Source organism: Pseudomonas sp. FW300-N1A1, from assembly GCF_058789115.1.
In genome coordinates this window covers 376,720-391,642 of record NZ_JBYTBK010000001.1, presented here as the reverse complement: position 1 = coordinate 391,642, position 14,923 = coordinate 376,720, and the positions used below count along the sequence as shown (strand labels likewise).

The window sequence follows — 14,923 nt, the reverse complement described above, 5'->3', positions numbered from 1 at the left end:
GCGTCAAGGCTTCATCCCTGCTGGCCCGCCTCCAGCATATTTTCCGGCCTCACCCAGGCATCGAACTGTTCATCGGTCAGGTACCCCAACTGCAACGCGGCCTCGCGCAGGGTCAGGCCTTCGCCATAGGCTTTTTTGGCAATCTCGGCGGACTTGTCGTAACCGATGTGCGGGTTCAGCGCGGTCACCAGCATCAACCCGCGCTCCAGGTGGGCCGCCATTTGCTCGGCATCCGGCGTAAGGCCCGCGATGCAATGCAGCTGGAAGTTGCTGCAGCCATCTCCTAGCAGGCGGATCGATTGCAGCAGGTTGTGAATGATCACCGGTTTGAACACGTTCAATTGCAGGTGGCCCTGACTCGCGGCAAAGCCGATCGCCACGTCGTTGCCCAGCACCTGGCAGGCCAGCATCGACAAGGCTTCGCACTGGGTCGGGTTGACCTTGCCGGGCATGATCGAGCTGCCGGGCTCGTTGGCCGGCAGCTTGACCTCGGCGAAGCCGGCGCGTGGGCCGGAGCCGAGCAGGCGCAGGTCGTTGGCGATTTTCATCAGGGCCACGGCGAGGGTCTTCAGCGCGCCGGACAAGGTGGTCAATGGTTCATGGCCGGCCAGTGCGGCAAATTTGTTGGGGGCAGTGATGAACGGCAAGCCCGAGAGGGCCGCCAGTTCCGCGGCAATGGCCTCGCCAAAGCCATGGGGCGAGTTGAGGCCGGTGCCGACCGCCGTGCCACCTTGTGCCAGTTCGCAAACCGCTGGCAGTGCGCTGCGGATCGCGCGTTCGGCGTAGTCGAGTTGGGTGACGAATGCCGATACTTCCTGGCCGAAGGTAATCGGGGTGGCATCCATCAGGTGGGTGCGACCGGTCTTCACCAGGTTCACGTGGCGGACGGCCAGTTCCGCCAGGCCGCCGGAGAGTTCGCTGATGGCCGGCAGCAGGTGCTGCTGCACGGCTTGCACGGCCGCGATGTGCATGGCGGTTGGAAAGCAGTCGTTGGAGCTTTGCGAGCGATTGACGTGATCGTTCGGGTGGACCGGGCTCTTGCCGCCGCGAGGGTTGCCGGCCAGTTCGTTGGCGCGCCCGGCGATCACTTCGTTGACGTTCATGTTGCTCTGGGTGCCACTGCCGGTTTGCCAGACCACCAGCGGGAACTGGTCGTCATGGTCGCCGGCGAGCACTTCGTCAGCCGCCTGCTCGATCAGCCGGGCAATGTCCGCCGGCAGGCCCCCATTGCGATCATTGACCCGTGCCGCAGCCTTCTTGATCAGCGCCAGCGCATGCAGGACAGCCAGTGGCATACGTTCGTTGCCGATGGCGAAGTTGATCAGCGAGCGTTGCGTCTGAGCGCCCCAGTAGGCTTCGTCCGGGACGTCAACCTGACCAAGGCTGTCGGTTTCAATTCGGCTCATGGATCAGCTTCCTCAAGGATTGATAGCCAAGTTTAGGTCGTGATCGGCGCTGCGGGTTCCATCAGTCGCTTTTTCTACCGTTCGGTTGCTCTAAATCAGGCCAGGCAAGGGCCAGGGGTTGAGCGCGCGCGTTTTTTTGGCGCAGAATGGCTCCCCTTGGGGTTTTACCTCGCCTGCTAGAATAGGAAACTCGATGACCCGTCTTCGTGCTATCTGTACCGCGGTTGCCCTGGTCTGCGCCAGCGGCCAGGCCTTCGCCGATACCGCCAGCCACAATGCCAGTGCCGAGGCTTTCCTGACCCTGGCGCACGCTGACAAGCTGGGCACTCCGGTGTACATGCAAGTGCAGCAGATGTTTGCCCAACGCTTTGCCCAGACCAAGGCGCCGGAATCGAAAAAGGCCCTGCTGGAAACCTATCAGGCCAAGGCCAACGCCGCGCTGGACCAGGCCATCGGCTGGAACAAGCTCAAGCCGGACATGGTCAAGCTCTACACCAGCAACTTCAGCGAATCCGAACTCAAGGACCTGGTGGCGTTCTACAAATCGCCACTGGGCAAGAAAGTCCTGGAAAAAATGCCGCAGCTGACTCAGCAATCGGCCCAACTGACCCAGGCCAAGCTGGAAAGCGCGGTACCTGTAGTGAACAAGCTGCTGGCGGACATGACCAACGAGCTGGATCCGAAAGCGGCTGCCGCCGCCAAGAAGAAGCCTTGAGCGGAGCCCGGGAATGATCATGCAACAACGGATCGAATCGGCACTGGGCGCCTTGAACCCTGCCCATCTGGATGTGCTGGATGAAAGCCATATGCACAGTCGCGGGTTGCAGACCCACTTCAAGGCCGTCGTCGTCAGCGACCAGTTCGCTGGACTCAACAGTGTCAAGCGGCACCAGAAGGTCTACGCCACCCTGGGCGACCTGATGGGCGAGTTCCATGCCCTGGCCCTGCATACCTACACGCCAGAGGAATGGGCGAAAGTTGGCGCTGCTCCTGCCTCGCCGACCTGCGCTGGCGGTAGCAAGCATTGATGTGAGGGTTGAGAGGTCGAGGCGCTGTTGTGGCCAGGGAGCAAGCTCCCTCGCCACAACGGTATCTGACAGTCCAAATACCCCGGCATTTTTGCTAGAATCCGCAACGCGCCGCTTAGCCGGCGCGTTTTTTTTCGCATCCGGTTCACCCTTTACGAGGGTAGCCACCTGGAGATTCACCCATGACACAACAGATTGTCGTGGCGGCACTGTATAAGTTCGTCACCCTCGAAGATTACGTCGCCCTGCGCGAGCCACTGTTGCAGGCGATGGTCGACAACGACATCAAAGGTACCTTGCTGATCGCCGAAGAAGGCATCAACGGCACGGTTTCCGGCAGCCGTGAAGGTATCGATGGCCTGCTGGCCTGGCTCAGGAATGACCCGCGCATGATCGACATCGATCATAAAGAGTCGTACTGCGATGAGCAGCCGTTCTACCGCACCAAGGTCAAGCTCAAGAAAGAGATCGTCACCCTGGGCGTCGAGGGCGTGGACCCGAATAAAAAGGTCGGCACCTACGTTGATCCGCAGAACTGGAACGCGTTGATCAGCGACCCGGAAGTGCTGTTGATCGATACCCGCAACGACTATGAAGTCTCGATCGGTACCTTCGAGGGCGCGATCGACCCGAAAACTACCAGTTTTCGCGAATTTCCCGACTACATCAAAGCCAACTTCGATCCGGCCAAACACAAGAAAGTCGCGATGTTCTGCACCGGTGGCATTCGCTGCGAAAAGGCTTCGAGCTACATGCTCAGCCAGGGGTTCGATGAGGTATTCCACCTCAAGGGCGGGATCCTCAAGTACCTCGAAGAGGTGCCGCAGGAAGAAACCAAATGGCAGGGCGACTGCTTTGTGTTCGACAACCGCGTCACCGTTCGCCACGACTTGAGCGAAGGCGACTACGATCAGTGTCATGCCTGTCGTACGCCTGTCAGTGTGGAAGACCGCGCATCCGAGCACTACGTGGCGGGCATCAGTTGCCCCCATTGCTGGGATAAGCTGAGCGAGAAAACCCGTCGCAGTGCGATCGACCGGCAGAAGCAGATCGAACTGGCCAAGGCCCGTAATCAGCCGCACCCGATTGGTTACAACTACAAGCAATCCAGCACCGAGGCCTGAACCATGTCTGCGCGCCTGCTCTATGTAATGGACCCGATGTGTTCCTGGTGCTGGGGGTTTGCCCCGGTGGCCGAGGCCCTGGTAGAGCAGGCACAGGCCGCAGGCGTAGACGTACACCTGGTGGTTGGCGGTTTGCGCACCGGTAGCGGTGCGGCGCTGGAACCCACCACCCGGCGCTATATTCTCGAACACTGGCAGGCCGTCATGCAGGCGACCGGTCAGCCGTTCACGTTTGAAGGCGCATTGCCTGACGGTTTTGTCTATGACACCGAGCCGGCCTGTCGCGCGTTGGTGACGGCGCGCAGTCTGGCGCCGGATTGTGCCTGGAAACTGCTCAAGCTCATCCAGCAGGCGTTTTATGTGCAAGGTCGCGATGTGACCCATGCCAGCGTACTGGTGGAGCTGGCCGAGCAAGCGGGTTTGCCGCGTATCGAATTCGCCGCGGCCTTCGATCGTGCCGAACAGCATGCCGCGACGGCAGCGGACTTCACCTGGGTTCAGGACCTGGGGATTGCCGGGTTCCCGACCTTGCTGGCCGAGCGCAATGGTCAATTGGCGTTGTTGACCAATGGCTACCAGGCCCTCGACGAACTGTCCCCGTTGCTCGGCCGTTGGCTGGAGCGCGCTGCCTGTGTATGACCCGCTTGACGATGTGCAGCCACCCAGGCAGGTCGACCGGCTGAGTTGGGCGGAAATCCGTCGACTGGCCCTGCGCCATAAAAAAGCCCTGTGGATTGCCAATGGTGTCGCCGTACTGGCGACCCTGTGCAGCGTGCCGATCCCTCTGCTGTTGCCGTTGCTGGTGGACGAAGTCCTGCTGGGGCATGGCGACGCGGCCTTGAAGGTGATGAACCACGCCTTGCCCGCCGCCTGGCAAAGCGCTGCTGGCTATATCGGTTTGATGCTTTTTGTCACCTTGACCCTGCGTTGTGGCGCGTTGCTGTTCAACGTCGTGCAGGCGCGCTTGTTTGCAGGCTTGGCCAAGGACATTGTGTATCGCCTGCGTCTGCGCTTGATCGAGCGCCTCAAGTGCATCTCCCTCGGCGAGTACGAGAGCTTGGGCAGTGGCACCGTGACCACGCACCTGGTCACTGACCTGGACACGATCGATAAATTCGTCGGCGAAACCCTCAGCCGCTTTCTGGTAGCGATGCTCACGCTGGTGGGCACCGCCGGCATCCTGATGTGGATGCACTGGCAGCTGGCATTGTTGATTCTGCTGTTCAATCCGCTGGTGATCTACGCCACGGTGCAGTTGGGCAAGCGGGTCAAGCACCTGAAGAAGCTGGAGAACGACAGCACCTCGCGGTTCACCCAGGCGCTGACCGAAACCCTGGAAGCCATTCAGGAAGTTCGTGCGGGCAACCGTCAGGGCTTTTTCCTCGGTCGGCTGGGCAAGCGCGCGCAGGAAGTGCGCAACTATGCCATCAACTCCCAGTGGAAAAGCGACGCCTCGAGCCGCGCCAGCGGTCTGTTGTTCCAGTTCGGCATCGACATCTTTCGCGCCGCCGCCATGCTCACGGTGTTGTTTTCAGACCTGTCCATCGGCCAGATGCTGGCGGTGTTCAGCTACCTCTGGTTCATGATCGGCCCGGTGGAGCAGTTGCTGAATCTGCAATACGCCTATTATGCGGCCGGCGGTGCGCTGAGCAGAATCAACGAGTTGCTGTCGCGTGCCGACGAACCCCAATACCCCGGTGGCGTGGACCCGTTCAAAGGTCGGGACACCGTGGGCATCGAAGTGCAGGGCCTGAGTTTCAGCTATGGCGAAGAGCCGGTGCTGGAGCAGTTGAACCTGTCCATCTCGCCCGGTGAAAAGGTGGCGATCGTGGGGGCCAGCGGTGGCGGTAAAAGCACCCTGGTGCAATTGCTGCTGGGGCTTTACACACCGCAGGCGGGCAGTATTCGATTTGGTGGGGTGACCCAGCAGGACATTGGCCTGGAAACCGTGCGCGAGCATGTCGCGGTGGTACTGCAACACCCGGCGCTGTTCAACGACACTGTCCGCTCCAACCTGACCATGGGCCGCGAGCGCAGTGACGAGGCCTGCTGGCAGGCGCTGGAAATTGCCCAGCTCGACGGGACGGTCAAGGCCTTGCCCCAAGGGCTGGACAGTGTCCTTGGGCGTTCCGGTGTGCGTTTGTCCGGTGGCCAGCGTCAACGCCTGGCCATTGCCCGCATGGTGTTGGCCGAGCCGAAGGTGGTCATCCTCGATGAAGCCACGTCGGCCCTGGATGCCGCCACCGAATACAACCTGCACCAGGCACTGGCGCGGTTCCTCAGTGGCCGTACCACCCTGATCATTGCACACCGGTTATCCGCGGTTAAACAGGCCGATCGAGTGCTGGTATTCGACGGCGGCAGCGTTGCCGAAGATGGCGACCATCAGCAATTGATTGCCGATGGTGGGCTGTACGCCAAGCTGTATGGGCATTTGCAGCAGCACTGATTGGCGGCGGGCAAGTTCAATCGCGGGTGGAATGGCTGCAAGGACTCTCGGGTTTTGTGTGCGCTGGTTAGGGGGCAGATCCTGCAATCTCTTTATGGCCTGATCAATTTTCACGATGTCTGTCGTGAAAGTAGAGCAGAGCTCCGCTCGGGGTGGGGGGCTACCGGTGATCAAACTCCAGCGGCTTCGCCGGATAGTGTAATGGCGCATGTGCCTTGGTATCGTGCGGATGAGTCAGTAGTGCACCCTAATCGTCCAATAGACCCAGATATTGCTGGTATGGCGTTGCAGAAGCATTCGTCGATTGCAGGGTAGAGGCTACTCTTGAAGGGAGCTGTCAGTTTCAAGGCCTCTAATACAATGCTGTCAGTACATATGTAGTGACGTTTGCAGTTGTGCTCGCTTGCCGGGATCGACAACCGGCCCTAGTCTAGCTGTAGCGATCTGGCCCGAACGGCAGTCGGGCAGTGTTTGCGCAAGGAATCTCATGAAGCAAAAACGGACTCTCGGAACGCCACGGTTGTTAGGTATCGTCTGGCCATTTATTGCCGTCGTGCTGTTTCAGGCCCTCCTGGGTGGGGTCAGCCTTTATGTGTTGTCGGCGGTTCGTGGCTACGTAGGCGGTGAGAGCCTGTGGTCCAAGGGCCAGAAAGACGCGATCTACTTCCTGAACCTTTACGCCGACGATCACAGTGAATCGACGTTTCTCAAATACCAGAGCGCCATGGCGGTGCCTCAAGGCGGCCATGACCTACGAGTAGCCCTGGACCAGCAGCCACCGGATCTGGAGGCAGCCCGGCGAGGTATCCTCCAGGGGGGGAATCACCCGGACGATGTGGCGCGCGTAATCTGGCTGTATTTGAATTTCCGCCATTTCAGTTACATGGAAACCGCCATTGATCGCTGGACGGTGGGCGATGAGTACCTGGTTCAGCTCGATAATGTCGCTCATGACATGCACCGGCGTATCGCAAGCAATCAAGCGACGCCAGCCGATATCCAGCACTGGAAAGCCCGGATATTTGCCATCAATGAGGCGGTAACACCCGCGGCCAAAGCGTTCAGCGATGCATTGGGCGAGGGGGCGCGGATGATCCTGCGGCTCCTGTTGCTCACTAACCTGGCGACAGCGCTTGGGTTGATTGTCCTGGCGTTGTGGCGCACCCATAAGCTTCTGGCTCAGCGCCATGCGTTTGCCGATGCCTTGCAGCTGGAAAAAGAGCGCGCGCAAATCACCTTGCAGTCGATTGGCGATGGCGTGATTACCACTGATGTGGACGGCGCCATTGCGTTCATGAATCCGGCGGCGGAGGCGTTGACTCACTGGAAGGCCGAGCAGGCGGTAGGCTTGCCCTTGGCGGCATTGTTCAATCTGCTGGATGAAAACGCCCAGGCAGATGGCTTTACCTTGATCGAGCACATCCTCAGCGGTCAGTTGAGGGGGGGCAGTGAGCATTCCAAGCTGATTCAGCGACTGGATGGCAGTACGGTCTCGGTCGCGCTGGTCGGGGCGCCCATTCACTCAGCCGGTAAAGTCAGTGGCACCGTGCTGGTGCTGCACGACATGACGCAGGAGCGGCAGTACATTGCCAACCTGTCCTGGCAGGCGACCCACGACGCCCTGACCGGGCTGGCCAACCGCAGGGAGTTCGAGTATCGCCTGGAGCAGGCGCTGCATAATCTGGCGCGCCAGCCAGCCCGGCATGCCTTGATGTTTCTCGATCTGGATCAGTTCAAACTGGTCAACGACACCTGCGGGCACGCCGCGGGTGACGAGCTGCTGCGGCATATCTGTGCGTTGCTGCAGTCGGGATTGCGCGAGGGCGACACCCTGGCCCGCCTGGGCGGCGATGAGTTCGGGATACTGCTGGAAAACTGTTCGGCGCAAGCGTCGGAAAAAATTGCCGAAAGCCTGCGCCAGACGGTGCAAAACCTGCATTTTGTCTGGAAGGGCCGGCCGTTCGTGACCACCGTCAGCCTTGGTCTGGTGCACATCGCGCACAATTCGACGACCCTGGAAGCGTTACTGCGTGCCGCTGATATGGCGTGCTACATGGCCAAGGAAAAGGGCCGCAACCGGGTCCAGGTCTATCATGCCGACGACTCGGAGCTGTCCCTGCGTTTCGGGGAAATGGCTTGGGTGCAGCGCCTGCATATTGCGCTCGAGGAGAATCGCTTCTGCCTCTACGCACAGGAAATCGCGACTCTGGGACGTGTCGAAGGGGGCGGTGGGCATATCGAGATCCTGCTGCGTTTACATGACGAAGCCGGACGGATGATTTTGCCGGACAGTTTTATTCCGGCAGCCGAGCGCTACGGACTGATGACATCGCTGGATCGCTGGGTTGTCGAGAACGTATTTAAAGTTATTGCGCAGTGTATTGCCCAGGAACGCGAAGGGCCGATGGCCATGTGTGCGATAAATCTGTCAGGTATTACCATTGGCGATGATGACTTTTTAATCTTTCTGCGCAAACAGTTCATTGCGTACGACATTCCGCCTGAAATGATTTGTTTTGAAATCACCGAAACAAGTGCGATCGCAAACTTGGCCAGTGCAATCAAATTTATTAACGAACTCAAAGGCTTAGGTTGCCATTTTTCGCTGGATGACTTTTGTGCCGGAATGTCCTCATTCGCGTATCTGAAACATTTACCTGTAGACTTCCTGAAGATCGACGGGAGTTTCGTAAAGGATATGCTGGACGACCCGATTAACCGTGCAATGGTCGAAGTGATCAACCACATCGGTCATGTCATGGGTAAGCGCACGATTGCCGAGTTTGTTGAAACACCGCAGATCGAGCAGGCACTGCTGGAGATCGGCGTGGATTATGCTCAGGGTTACATTATTGAACGCCCGCAATTGTTTACCTGCGACAGCCTGTTATGTCGGCCCGCCAGACCTCAGCCACTGTTATTCAAGGCGCCTGGCACGTTCCGCTGAAGTCTCTTGCTGATCCGTACAATCACAATCAAAAGGAGTGCGACAGTGATCGATACATTCAACAGATCCGGCCCGCTTATGGAAGCCGCAAGTTACCCTGCCTGGGCTCAGCAACTGATCCAGGATTGCAGCGAGAGCAAACGCCGGGTTGTAGGACACGAACTGTATCAACGGATGCGTGATAACAAACTCAGTGCCAGGACCATGCGCCAGTATTTGATTGGCGGCTGGCCGGTGGTTGAACAGTTTGCCTTGTACATGGCGCAAAACCTCACCAAGACCCGCTTCGCCCGCCACCCGGGCGAGGACATGGCGCGGCGCTGGCTGATGCGCAACATTCGGGTTGAGCTCAACCACGCCGACTACTGGGTGCACTGGAGCCGCGCGCATGGTGTCAGCCTGGAAGACCTGCAGGCACAACAGGTGCCCCCCGAACTCCATGCGCTGAGTCATTGGTGTTGGCATACCAGTTCGGCGGACTCTTTGATTGTGGCCATTGCCGCGACCAACTACGCCATCGAAGGGGCGACCGGGGAGTGGTCGGCGCTGGTGTGCTCCAACGGGATCTACGCCGCTGCGTTCCCGGAAGAGGATCGCAAGCGCGCCATGAAGTGGCTGAAAATGCATGCTCAGTATGACGATGCCCACCCGTGGGAGGCGCTGGAGATCATTTGCACCCTGGCAGGTCTCAACCCGAGCAAGTCGCTACAGCTCGAACTGCGTCAGGCGATCTGCAAAAGCTATGACTACATGTACCTGTTTCTGGAGCGTTGCATGCAATGGGAGCGCTCGGAAAAGGCGCCCGTAGTCCGTGAACGCAGGGTGTTGGCCGAAAGCTGATCGGTCGTCAATGAGGGGGGCGCAACGAGCGGTGTTCCCACATGGATGTTGAGTGGTGCCTGAACAGCTCAACCGGCCATCGCCAGTCGATTACGCCCCTCGCGCTTGGCCACATACAACGCACTGTCGGCGCGCCGCAACAGGCTTTGCGCGGACTCGCCCGGCAGGAGCGTTGAACATCCGAGGCTGACGGTCAGTTCGATCAGTGCCTCATCGGCCTGGTAGTCTTCGGCTTGCGCGGTATACCGAAGACGTTCCCCCACCATGGCTGCGGCCTCGCGGCTGGTGTTGGACAGCAGGATCAGAAACTCCTCGCCGCCAAAGCGAAATACCATGTCGACATTGCGCAACTGGTTCTTGATCGAGTTCGCGACGGCCTTGAGTACCTCATCGCCGGCACTGTGGCCGTGGGTGTCATTAATGCGCTTGAAGTGATCGATGTCGAGCATCAGTAGCGACAGCGGCTGCGTGTGCCTGCGGGCCATGTCGATTTCGCGCTGCAGGGTCTGATCCATGGCAATACGGTTGCCGGTACCCGTCAATGGATCGCGCAGTGCGCTTTGCGTGGCGGCACGATAGAGCAGGGCATTGCGCATCGGGAACAGCAGGGTCGACAGCAAGGACTCGAGGTTGGCCTGATCCTGTTCGCTGAAGCGCTGATTGCGCCGGAACGCCAGTTCGCCCAGATGCTGGCTTTCGTGGCTCAGGTTGTAGGTGATCGAGTGATGCCCGCGCTGACCGAACTCCAGCCGAAGGTCACTGGCCTTGTGCTGGAAACGCAGTGCATCCAGTGGGACCAGGCGCTGAACTTCACGAAAAAACAATCCCAGGATGCGCTGCGGCTCAAGGCTGGTTTGCAGTTGCAGGCCCATTTGCTGGCGTAGCTGGTCCAGGCTGGCGGGGCGCTCCAGAAGGGGGGGGATTTGACCGAAACCCAGGCGCTGCAATTTGGCGCTATCAAAGTCAATTGCGTTGGTCTGGGGCGGAAATTTCATATGGCGTGAGCCTCTAAGCAGGATGCTGTCTTACAGGCTGGGTGAGAGCGGCATTGGCTGCACGTCATACTGTTCCATCAGTCCCCTGGGACATTTGGCTCGAGTTTAGACTGCTTTGCCAGGCTGAAGCACAGGGTTTCCCGAGCACTCACACGCTGCATGTTTATGCAGGATTAGAGCGAAAGTCATGCCATTCGGTTCAGTTGGATAAAAGTCTTTGAAAATCAGTTTGTTAGTTTGCAGTGACGAACAATCGCGAAGGCATTGATGGCATTTGATTGGCGGCCATGGCGGTCCGACGGCGCTCAACAACGTGCCGCGACGGAATGCCGTCGCGGCAGAGCCCTATGGCTTAGGGCGTTACTGGGCGTCGAAGGCCTGGCCGCTGATGCCGGTGCTGTCCGGGCCCATCAGGTACAGGTAGACCGGCATGATCTCTTCCGGTGTCGGGTTGTTGACCGGGTTTTCGCCGGGATACGCTTGGGCACGCATGCTGGTGCGGGTTGCCCCGGGGTTGATGCTGTTGGCGCGAACCGGTGCGACGGTGTCGAGTTCGTCGGCCAGGGTCTGCATCAGCCCTTCGGTCGCGAACTTGGATACACCATAGGCGCCCCAGTAGGCACGGCCTTTACGCCCGACGCTGCTGGAGGTGAAGATCACCGAGGCGTCCCGGGACAGCTTGAGCAGCGGCAACAGGGTGCTGGTCAGCATGAACATGGCGTTGACGTTGACTTGCATCACGCGCATGAAGTTCTCGCCAGACAGTTGTTCCAATGGCGTGCGCGGGCCGATGATCGAGGCGTTGTGCAGCAGGCCGTCAAGGTGACCGAATTCGGTTTCGATCATGGCGGCCAGTTCGTCGTACTGGTGCGGCAGGGCGGTTTCCAGGTTGAACGGGATCACGGCGGGCTGTGGATAACCGGCTGCTTCGATGTCGTCGTAGACCTGGGTCAGATTGGCTTCGGTCTTGCCCAGCAGCAGCACGGTTGCGCCGTGAGCGGCATAGGTCTTCGCCGCGGCAGCGCCGATCCCGCGACCGGCGCCGGTGACCAGGATGACCCGGTCCTTGAGCAGTTCAGGGCGGGCGGAGTAATCAAACATAAAAAACCTCACAACAAATTCAACTAGAAGGTAAGCACCGAACCTGTGGCGAGGGAGCTTGCTCCCGTCGGCCGGTCCGCGTTCGGGCGAAGCAGTCGTAAATTCGGTTAATGCGGTGTGCTCGACAGAGTGCGGTTGCCGATTCTGGGGCCGCTTTGCGACCCAGCGGGAGCAAGCTCCCTCGCCACAACACCCCTGTGCTCAGCAGCCGCACAGCGCGCTGTCGAGCACCTTGCGCAACTCCAGCGGATGGTCCACGACCACGTCGGCACCCCAGTGCCTTGGGTTGTCGTCAGGATGAATGTAGCCGTAGGTGACCGCGGCGGTCCTGGTACCTGCATCGCGCCCCGACTCGATATCGCGCAGGTCATCGCCCACGAACAGCACATCGGCCGGGTCCAGGTCGAGCATGCGGCACGCCAGGATCAAGGGTTCCGGGTCGGGCTTGCTGTTCTTCACGTGATCGGGGCAGATCAGCAGGGCAGAGCGCTCGGCCAGCCCCAACTGCTGCATGATCGGCTCGGCGAAACGTAGCGGCTTGTTGGTGACCACGCCCCAGATCAGATTGGCCTTCTCGATATCGGCCAGCAGCTCGGCCATGCCGTCGAACAGTCGGCTGTGCACCGCGCAGCCTGCGACATAGCGCTCCAGGAACTCCAGGCGCAACGCCTCGAAGCCTGGCGATTCGGGGTCCATCATGAAGGTCGCGGCAACCATGGCTTTTGCCCCGCCGGAAATCTCGTCGCGGATGCGGTTGTCCGGGATTGCCGGCAAGCCGCGGTCGGCAAGCATGCCCTGGCAAATGGCGATGAAGTCCGGAGCGGTGTCGAGCAGGGTGCCGTCCATGTCGAAAAGAACTGCTCTGATTGCCATGGGCTTACTCCTCGCGCAAGGTCTGGATCATGTAGTTGACGTCAACGTCGCTGGCCAGCTTGTAGTGCTTGGTCAGCGGGTTGTACGTCAGGCCGATGATGTCCTTGACGGTCAGGCCGGCCGAGCGGCTCCAGGCGCCGAGTTCGGAAGGGCGGATGAATTTCTTGAAGTCGTGAGTGCCACGAGGCAGCAGCTTCATGATGTATTCCGCGCCGACGATGGCAAACAGATACGCCTTCGGGTTGCGGTTGATGGTCGAGAAGAACACCTGGCCACCCGGCTTGACCATGCGATAGCACGCACGAATCACTGACGAGGGATCCGGTACGTGCTCGAGCATTTCCAGGCAGGTGACCACGTCGAACTGCTCGGGCATTTCCTCGGCCAGGGCTTCGGCGGTGATCTGCCGGTACTCTACGTTTACGCCGGATTCGAGCTGGTGCAGTTGGGCAACGGCCAGTGGTGCTTCACCCATGTCGATGCCCATCACGGTGGCGCCGCGCTGGGCCATGGATTCGCTGAGGATGCCACCACCACAACCGACGTCCAGGACCTTCTTGCCGGCCAGGTTGACGCGTTCGTCAATCCAGTTGACCCGCAGCGGGTTGATGTCGTGCAGTGGCTTGAACTCGCTTTCGCGATCCCACCAGCGATGGGCCAGGGCCTCGAATTTGGCGATTTCAGCGTGGTCGACGTTGCTCATGGGTAATCCTCTGAATCTGAAAAATGCTGCTGTCAGCCTTGAGGTTCAACTCAAGGGATCGTTCTATTCGCTATGGCCGCTGATGCGCTTGCCCCAGGTGGTGGCGGTAGCGCACAGCTGTTGTTCATCAAGGCGCGTCAGGCGCCGGTCATCGAGCAGTTGCTTGCCGGCGACCCACAGGTGTTTCACGCAGTCCCGGCCGGTGGCATAGATCAGCTGCGAAACCGGGTCGTAGACCGGTTGCTGGGCCAGGCCGGACAAGTCGAAGGCCACCAGGTCCGCGGCCTTGCCGACTTCCAGCGAGCCCGTTTCGGTTTCCAGCCCCAGTGCGCGGGCACCGTTGAGGGTGGCCATGCGCAAGGCACGGTGGGCGTCCAGCGCCGTGGCCGAGCCGGCAACGGCTTTGGCGAGCAGGGCAGCGGTGCGGGTTTCGCCCAGCAAGTCCAGGTCATTGTTGCTGGCCGCGCCATCGGTGCCGACGGCGACGTTGACACCGGCCTGCCACAGGCGCTCCACCGGGCAGAAGCCACTGGCCAGTTTGAGGTTCGATTCCGGGCAATGGATGACGCTGCTGTTGCTTTCTACCAGCAATGCCAGGTCGTCTTCGCTGATTTGCGTCATGTGAACGGCCTGGAAGCGTGGCCCGAGCAGGCCCAGGCGCGCCAGGCGGGCCAATGGTCGTTCGCCGCGCTGTTCGGTCGACTGCTGTACCTCGAACGCGGTTTCATGAACGTGCATGTGAATCGCGGCGTCCAGTTCCTCGGCGATCACCCGGATTTTCTCAAGGTTTTCGTCACCAACGGTGTAGGGTGCATGAGGGCCGAAGGCAATGTTGATGCGCGGGTGATGCTTGAGGTCGCTGAACAGCTCGACACCCTGGCGGATGGCCTCGTCGGCGTCGCTGGCACCGGGAATCGGAAAGTCGAGGATCGGAATGGCGATCTGGGCGCGAATGCCGCTGTTGTGTACGCGCTCGCTGGCAACTTTCGGGAAGAAGTACATGTCCGAGAAACAGGTGATGCCACCTTTGATTTGCTCGGCAATGGCCAGGTCGGTGCCGTCGCGCACGAATGCTTCGTCGACCCATTTGCCCTCGGCCGGCCAGATGTGCTGTTCCAGCCAGGTCATCAGGGGCAAATCATCGGCCAGGCCACGGAACAGGGTCATCGCCGCATGCCCGTGGGCATTGATCAGGCCGGGGCTGAGCAACGTGCCCGGCAGTTCTCGGACTTCGGTTGCCTGTAGCTTCAGGGCTTCATTGCGCGGACCGATGAAGGCAATTCGCCCGTCACGGATACCCAGGCCATGCTCCTTGAGCACCACGCCAGCAGGTTCGACAGGGACTAACCAGGTCGGCAGCAAGAGTAGGTCGAGCGCGGCGGCAGGGTTCGGCATCGGGGGTTTGGTCCAGTGCTTTTATAAAGGATGGCGAAGTATACCCGAGCGTCTTCGCCGGG

Annotated in this window: 13 protein-coding genes; 7 read left to right on the top strand and 6 right to left on the bottom strand. The window is 60.0% G+C overall.

Going from position 1 to position 14,923, the window contains the following annotated elements; genetic code table 11:
• Positions 1–11: 11 nt before the first annotated feature.
• A complete protein-coding gene (locus tag AC3WQN_RS01915) occupies positions 12–1,406 on the bottom strand; it encodes a class II fumarate hydratase (RefSeq protein WP_103399147.1) in 1,395 nt (464 codons plus the stop codon).
• 193 nt (positions 1,407–1,599) lie between these two features.
• On the opposite strand from AC3WQN_RS01915, the gene AC3WQN_RS01910 reads away from it, so the two are divergent.
• The 7 genes from AC3WQN_RS01910 (at position 1,600) to AC3WQN_RS01880 (ending at position 9,794) form a co-directional block, all read left to right on the top strand.
• Positions 1,600–2,121: a DUF2059 domain-containing protein gene (locus AC3WQN_RS01910; RefSeq protein ID WP_095078320.1), complete on the top strand. Its 522-nt coding sequence runs from the start codon at positions 1,600–1,602 to the stop codon at positions 2,119–2,121.
• A gap of 13 nt (positions 2,122–2,134) precedes the next feature.
• Entirely contained in the window at positions 2,135–2,434 is a 300-nt protein-coding gene (locus AC3WQN_RS01905) for a BolA family protein (RefSeq protein ID WP_095078319.1), read from the top strand.
• A gap of 182 nt (positions 2,435–2,616) precedes the next feature.
• Positions 2,617–3,558, top strand: a complete 942-nt coding sequence (gene trhO / locus AC3WQN_RS01900) for an oxygen-dependent tRNA uridine(34) hydroxylase TrhO (RefSeq protein WP_095143930.1) — start codon at positions 2,617–2,619, stop codon at positions 3,556–3,558.
• 36 nt (positions 3,559–3,594) lie between these two features.
• Positions 3,595–4,197 (top strand): DsbA family protein, encoded by a 603-nt coding sequence (locus AC3WQN_RS01895; protein WP_172736438.1) that lies wholly within the window; start codon positions 3,595–3,597, stop codon positions 4,195–4,197.
• Positions 4,190–6,007, top strand: a complete 1,818-nt coding sequence (locus tag AC3WQN_RS01890) for an ABC transporter ATP-binding protein (RefSeq protein ID WP_103399146.1) — start codon at positions 4,190–4,192, stop codon at positions 6,005–6,007. Before AC3WQN_RS01895 ends, AC3WQN_RS01890 begins: the two co-directional genes overlap by 8 nt.
• 487 nt (positions 6,008–6,494) lie before the next feature.
• Positions 6,495–8,954, top strand: coding sequence for an EAL domain-containing protein (locus AC3WQN_RS01885; protein WP_492589504.1), 2,460 nt, complete (start codon positions 6,495–6,497; stop codon positions 8,952–8,954).
• 45 nt (positions 8,955–8,999) lie between these two features.
• Positions 9,000–9,794, top strand: a complete 795-nt coding sequence (locus AC3WQN_RS01880; protein ID WP_103399144.1) for an iron-containing redox enzyme family protein — start codon at positions 9,000–9,002, stop codon at positions 9,792–9,794.
• Between the two features lie 68 nt (positions 9,795–9,862).
• Here the strand turns inward: AC3WQN_RS01880 and AC3WQN_RS01875 are convergent, their stop codons facing one another.
• The 5 genes from AC3WQN_RS01875 to AC3WQN_RS01855 form a co-directional block, all read right to left on the bottom strand.
• Positions 9,863–10,789 (bottom strand): GGDEF domain-containing protein, encoded by a 927-nt coding sequence (locus tag AC3WQN_RS01875; protein ID WP_103399143.1) that lies wholly within the window; start codon positions 10,787–10,789, stop codon positions 9,863–9,865.
• Between the two features lie 360 nt (positions 10,790–11,149).
• On the bottom strand, positions 11,150–11,890 hold the full coding sequence (locus tag AC3WQN_RS01870; RefSeq protein WP_103399142.1) for a YciK family oxidoreductase: 741 nt from the start codon (positions 11,888–11,890) through the stop codon (positions 11,150–11,152).
• Positions 11,891–12,091: 201 nt separating this feature from the next.
• Positions 12,092–12,763, bottom strand: coding sequence for an N-acetylmuramic acid 6-phosphate phosphatase MupP (mupP, locus tag AC3WQN_RS01865; RefSeq protein WP_103399141.1), 672 nt, complete (start codon positions 12,761–12,763; stop codon positions 12,092–12,094).
• A gap of 4 nt (positions 12,764–12,767) precedes the next feature.
• On the bottom strand, positions 12,768–13,466 hold the full coding sequence (gene ubiG / locus AC3WQN_RS01860; RefSeq protein WP_103399140.1) for a bifunctional 2-polyprenyl-6-hydroxyphenol methylase/3-demethylubiquinol 3-O-methyltransferase UbiG: 699 nt from the start codon (positions 13,464–13,466) through the stop codon (positions 12,768–12,770).
• Positions 13,467–13,529: 63 nt separating this feature from the next.
• Positions 13,530–14,861, bottom strand: a complete 1,332-nt coding sequence (locus AC3WQN_RS01855; protein ID WP_103399139.1) for a TRZ/ATZ family hydrolase — start codon at positions 14,859–14,861, stop codon at positions 13,530–13,532.
• Between the last annotated feature and the right edge of the window lie 62 nt (positions 14,862–14,923).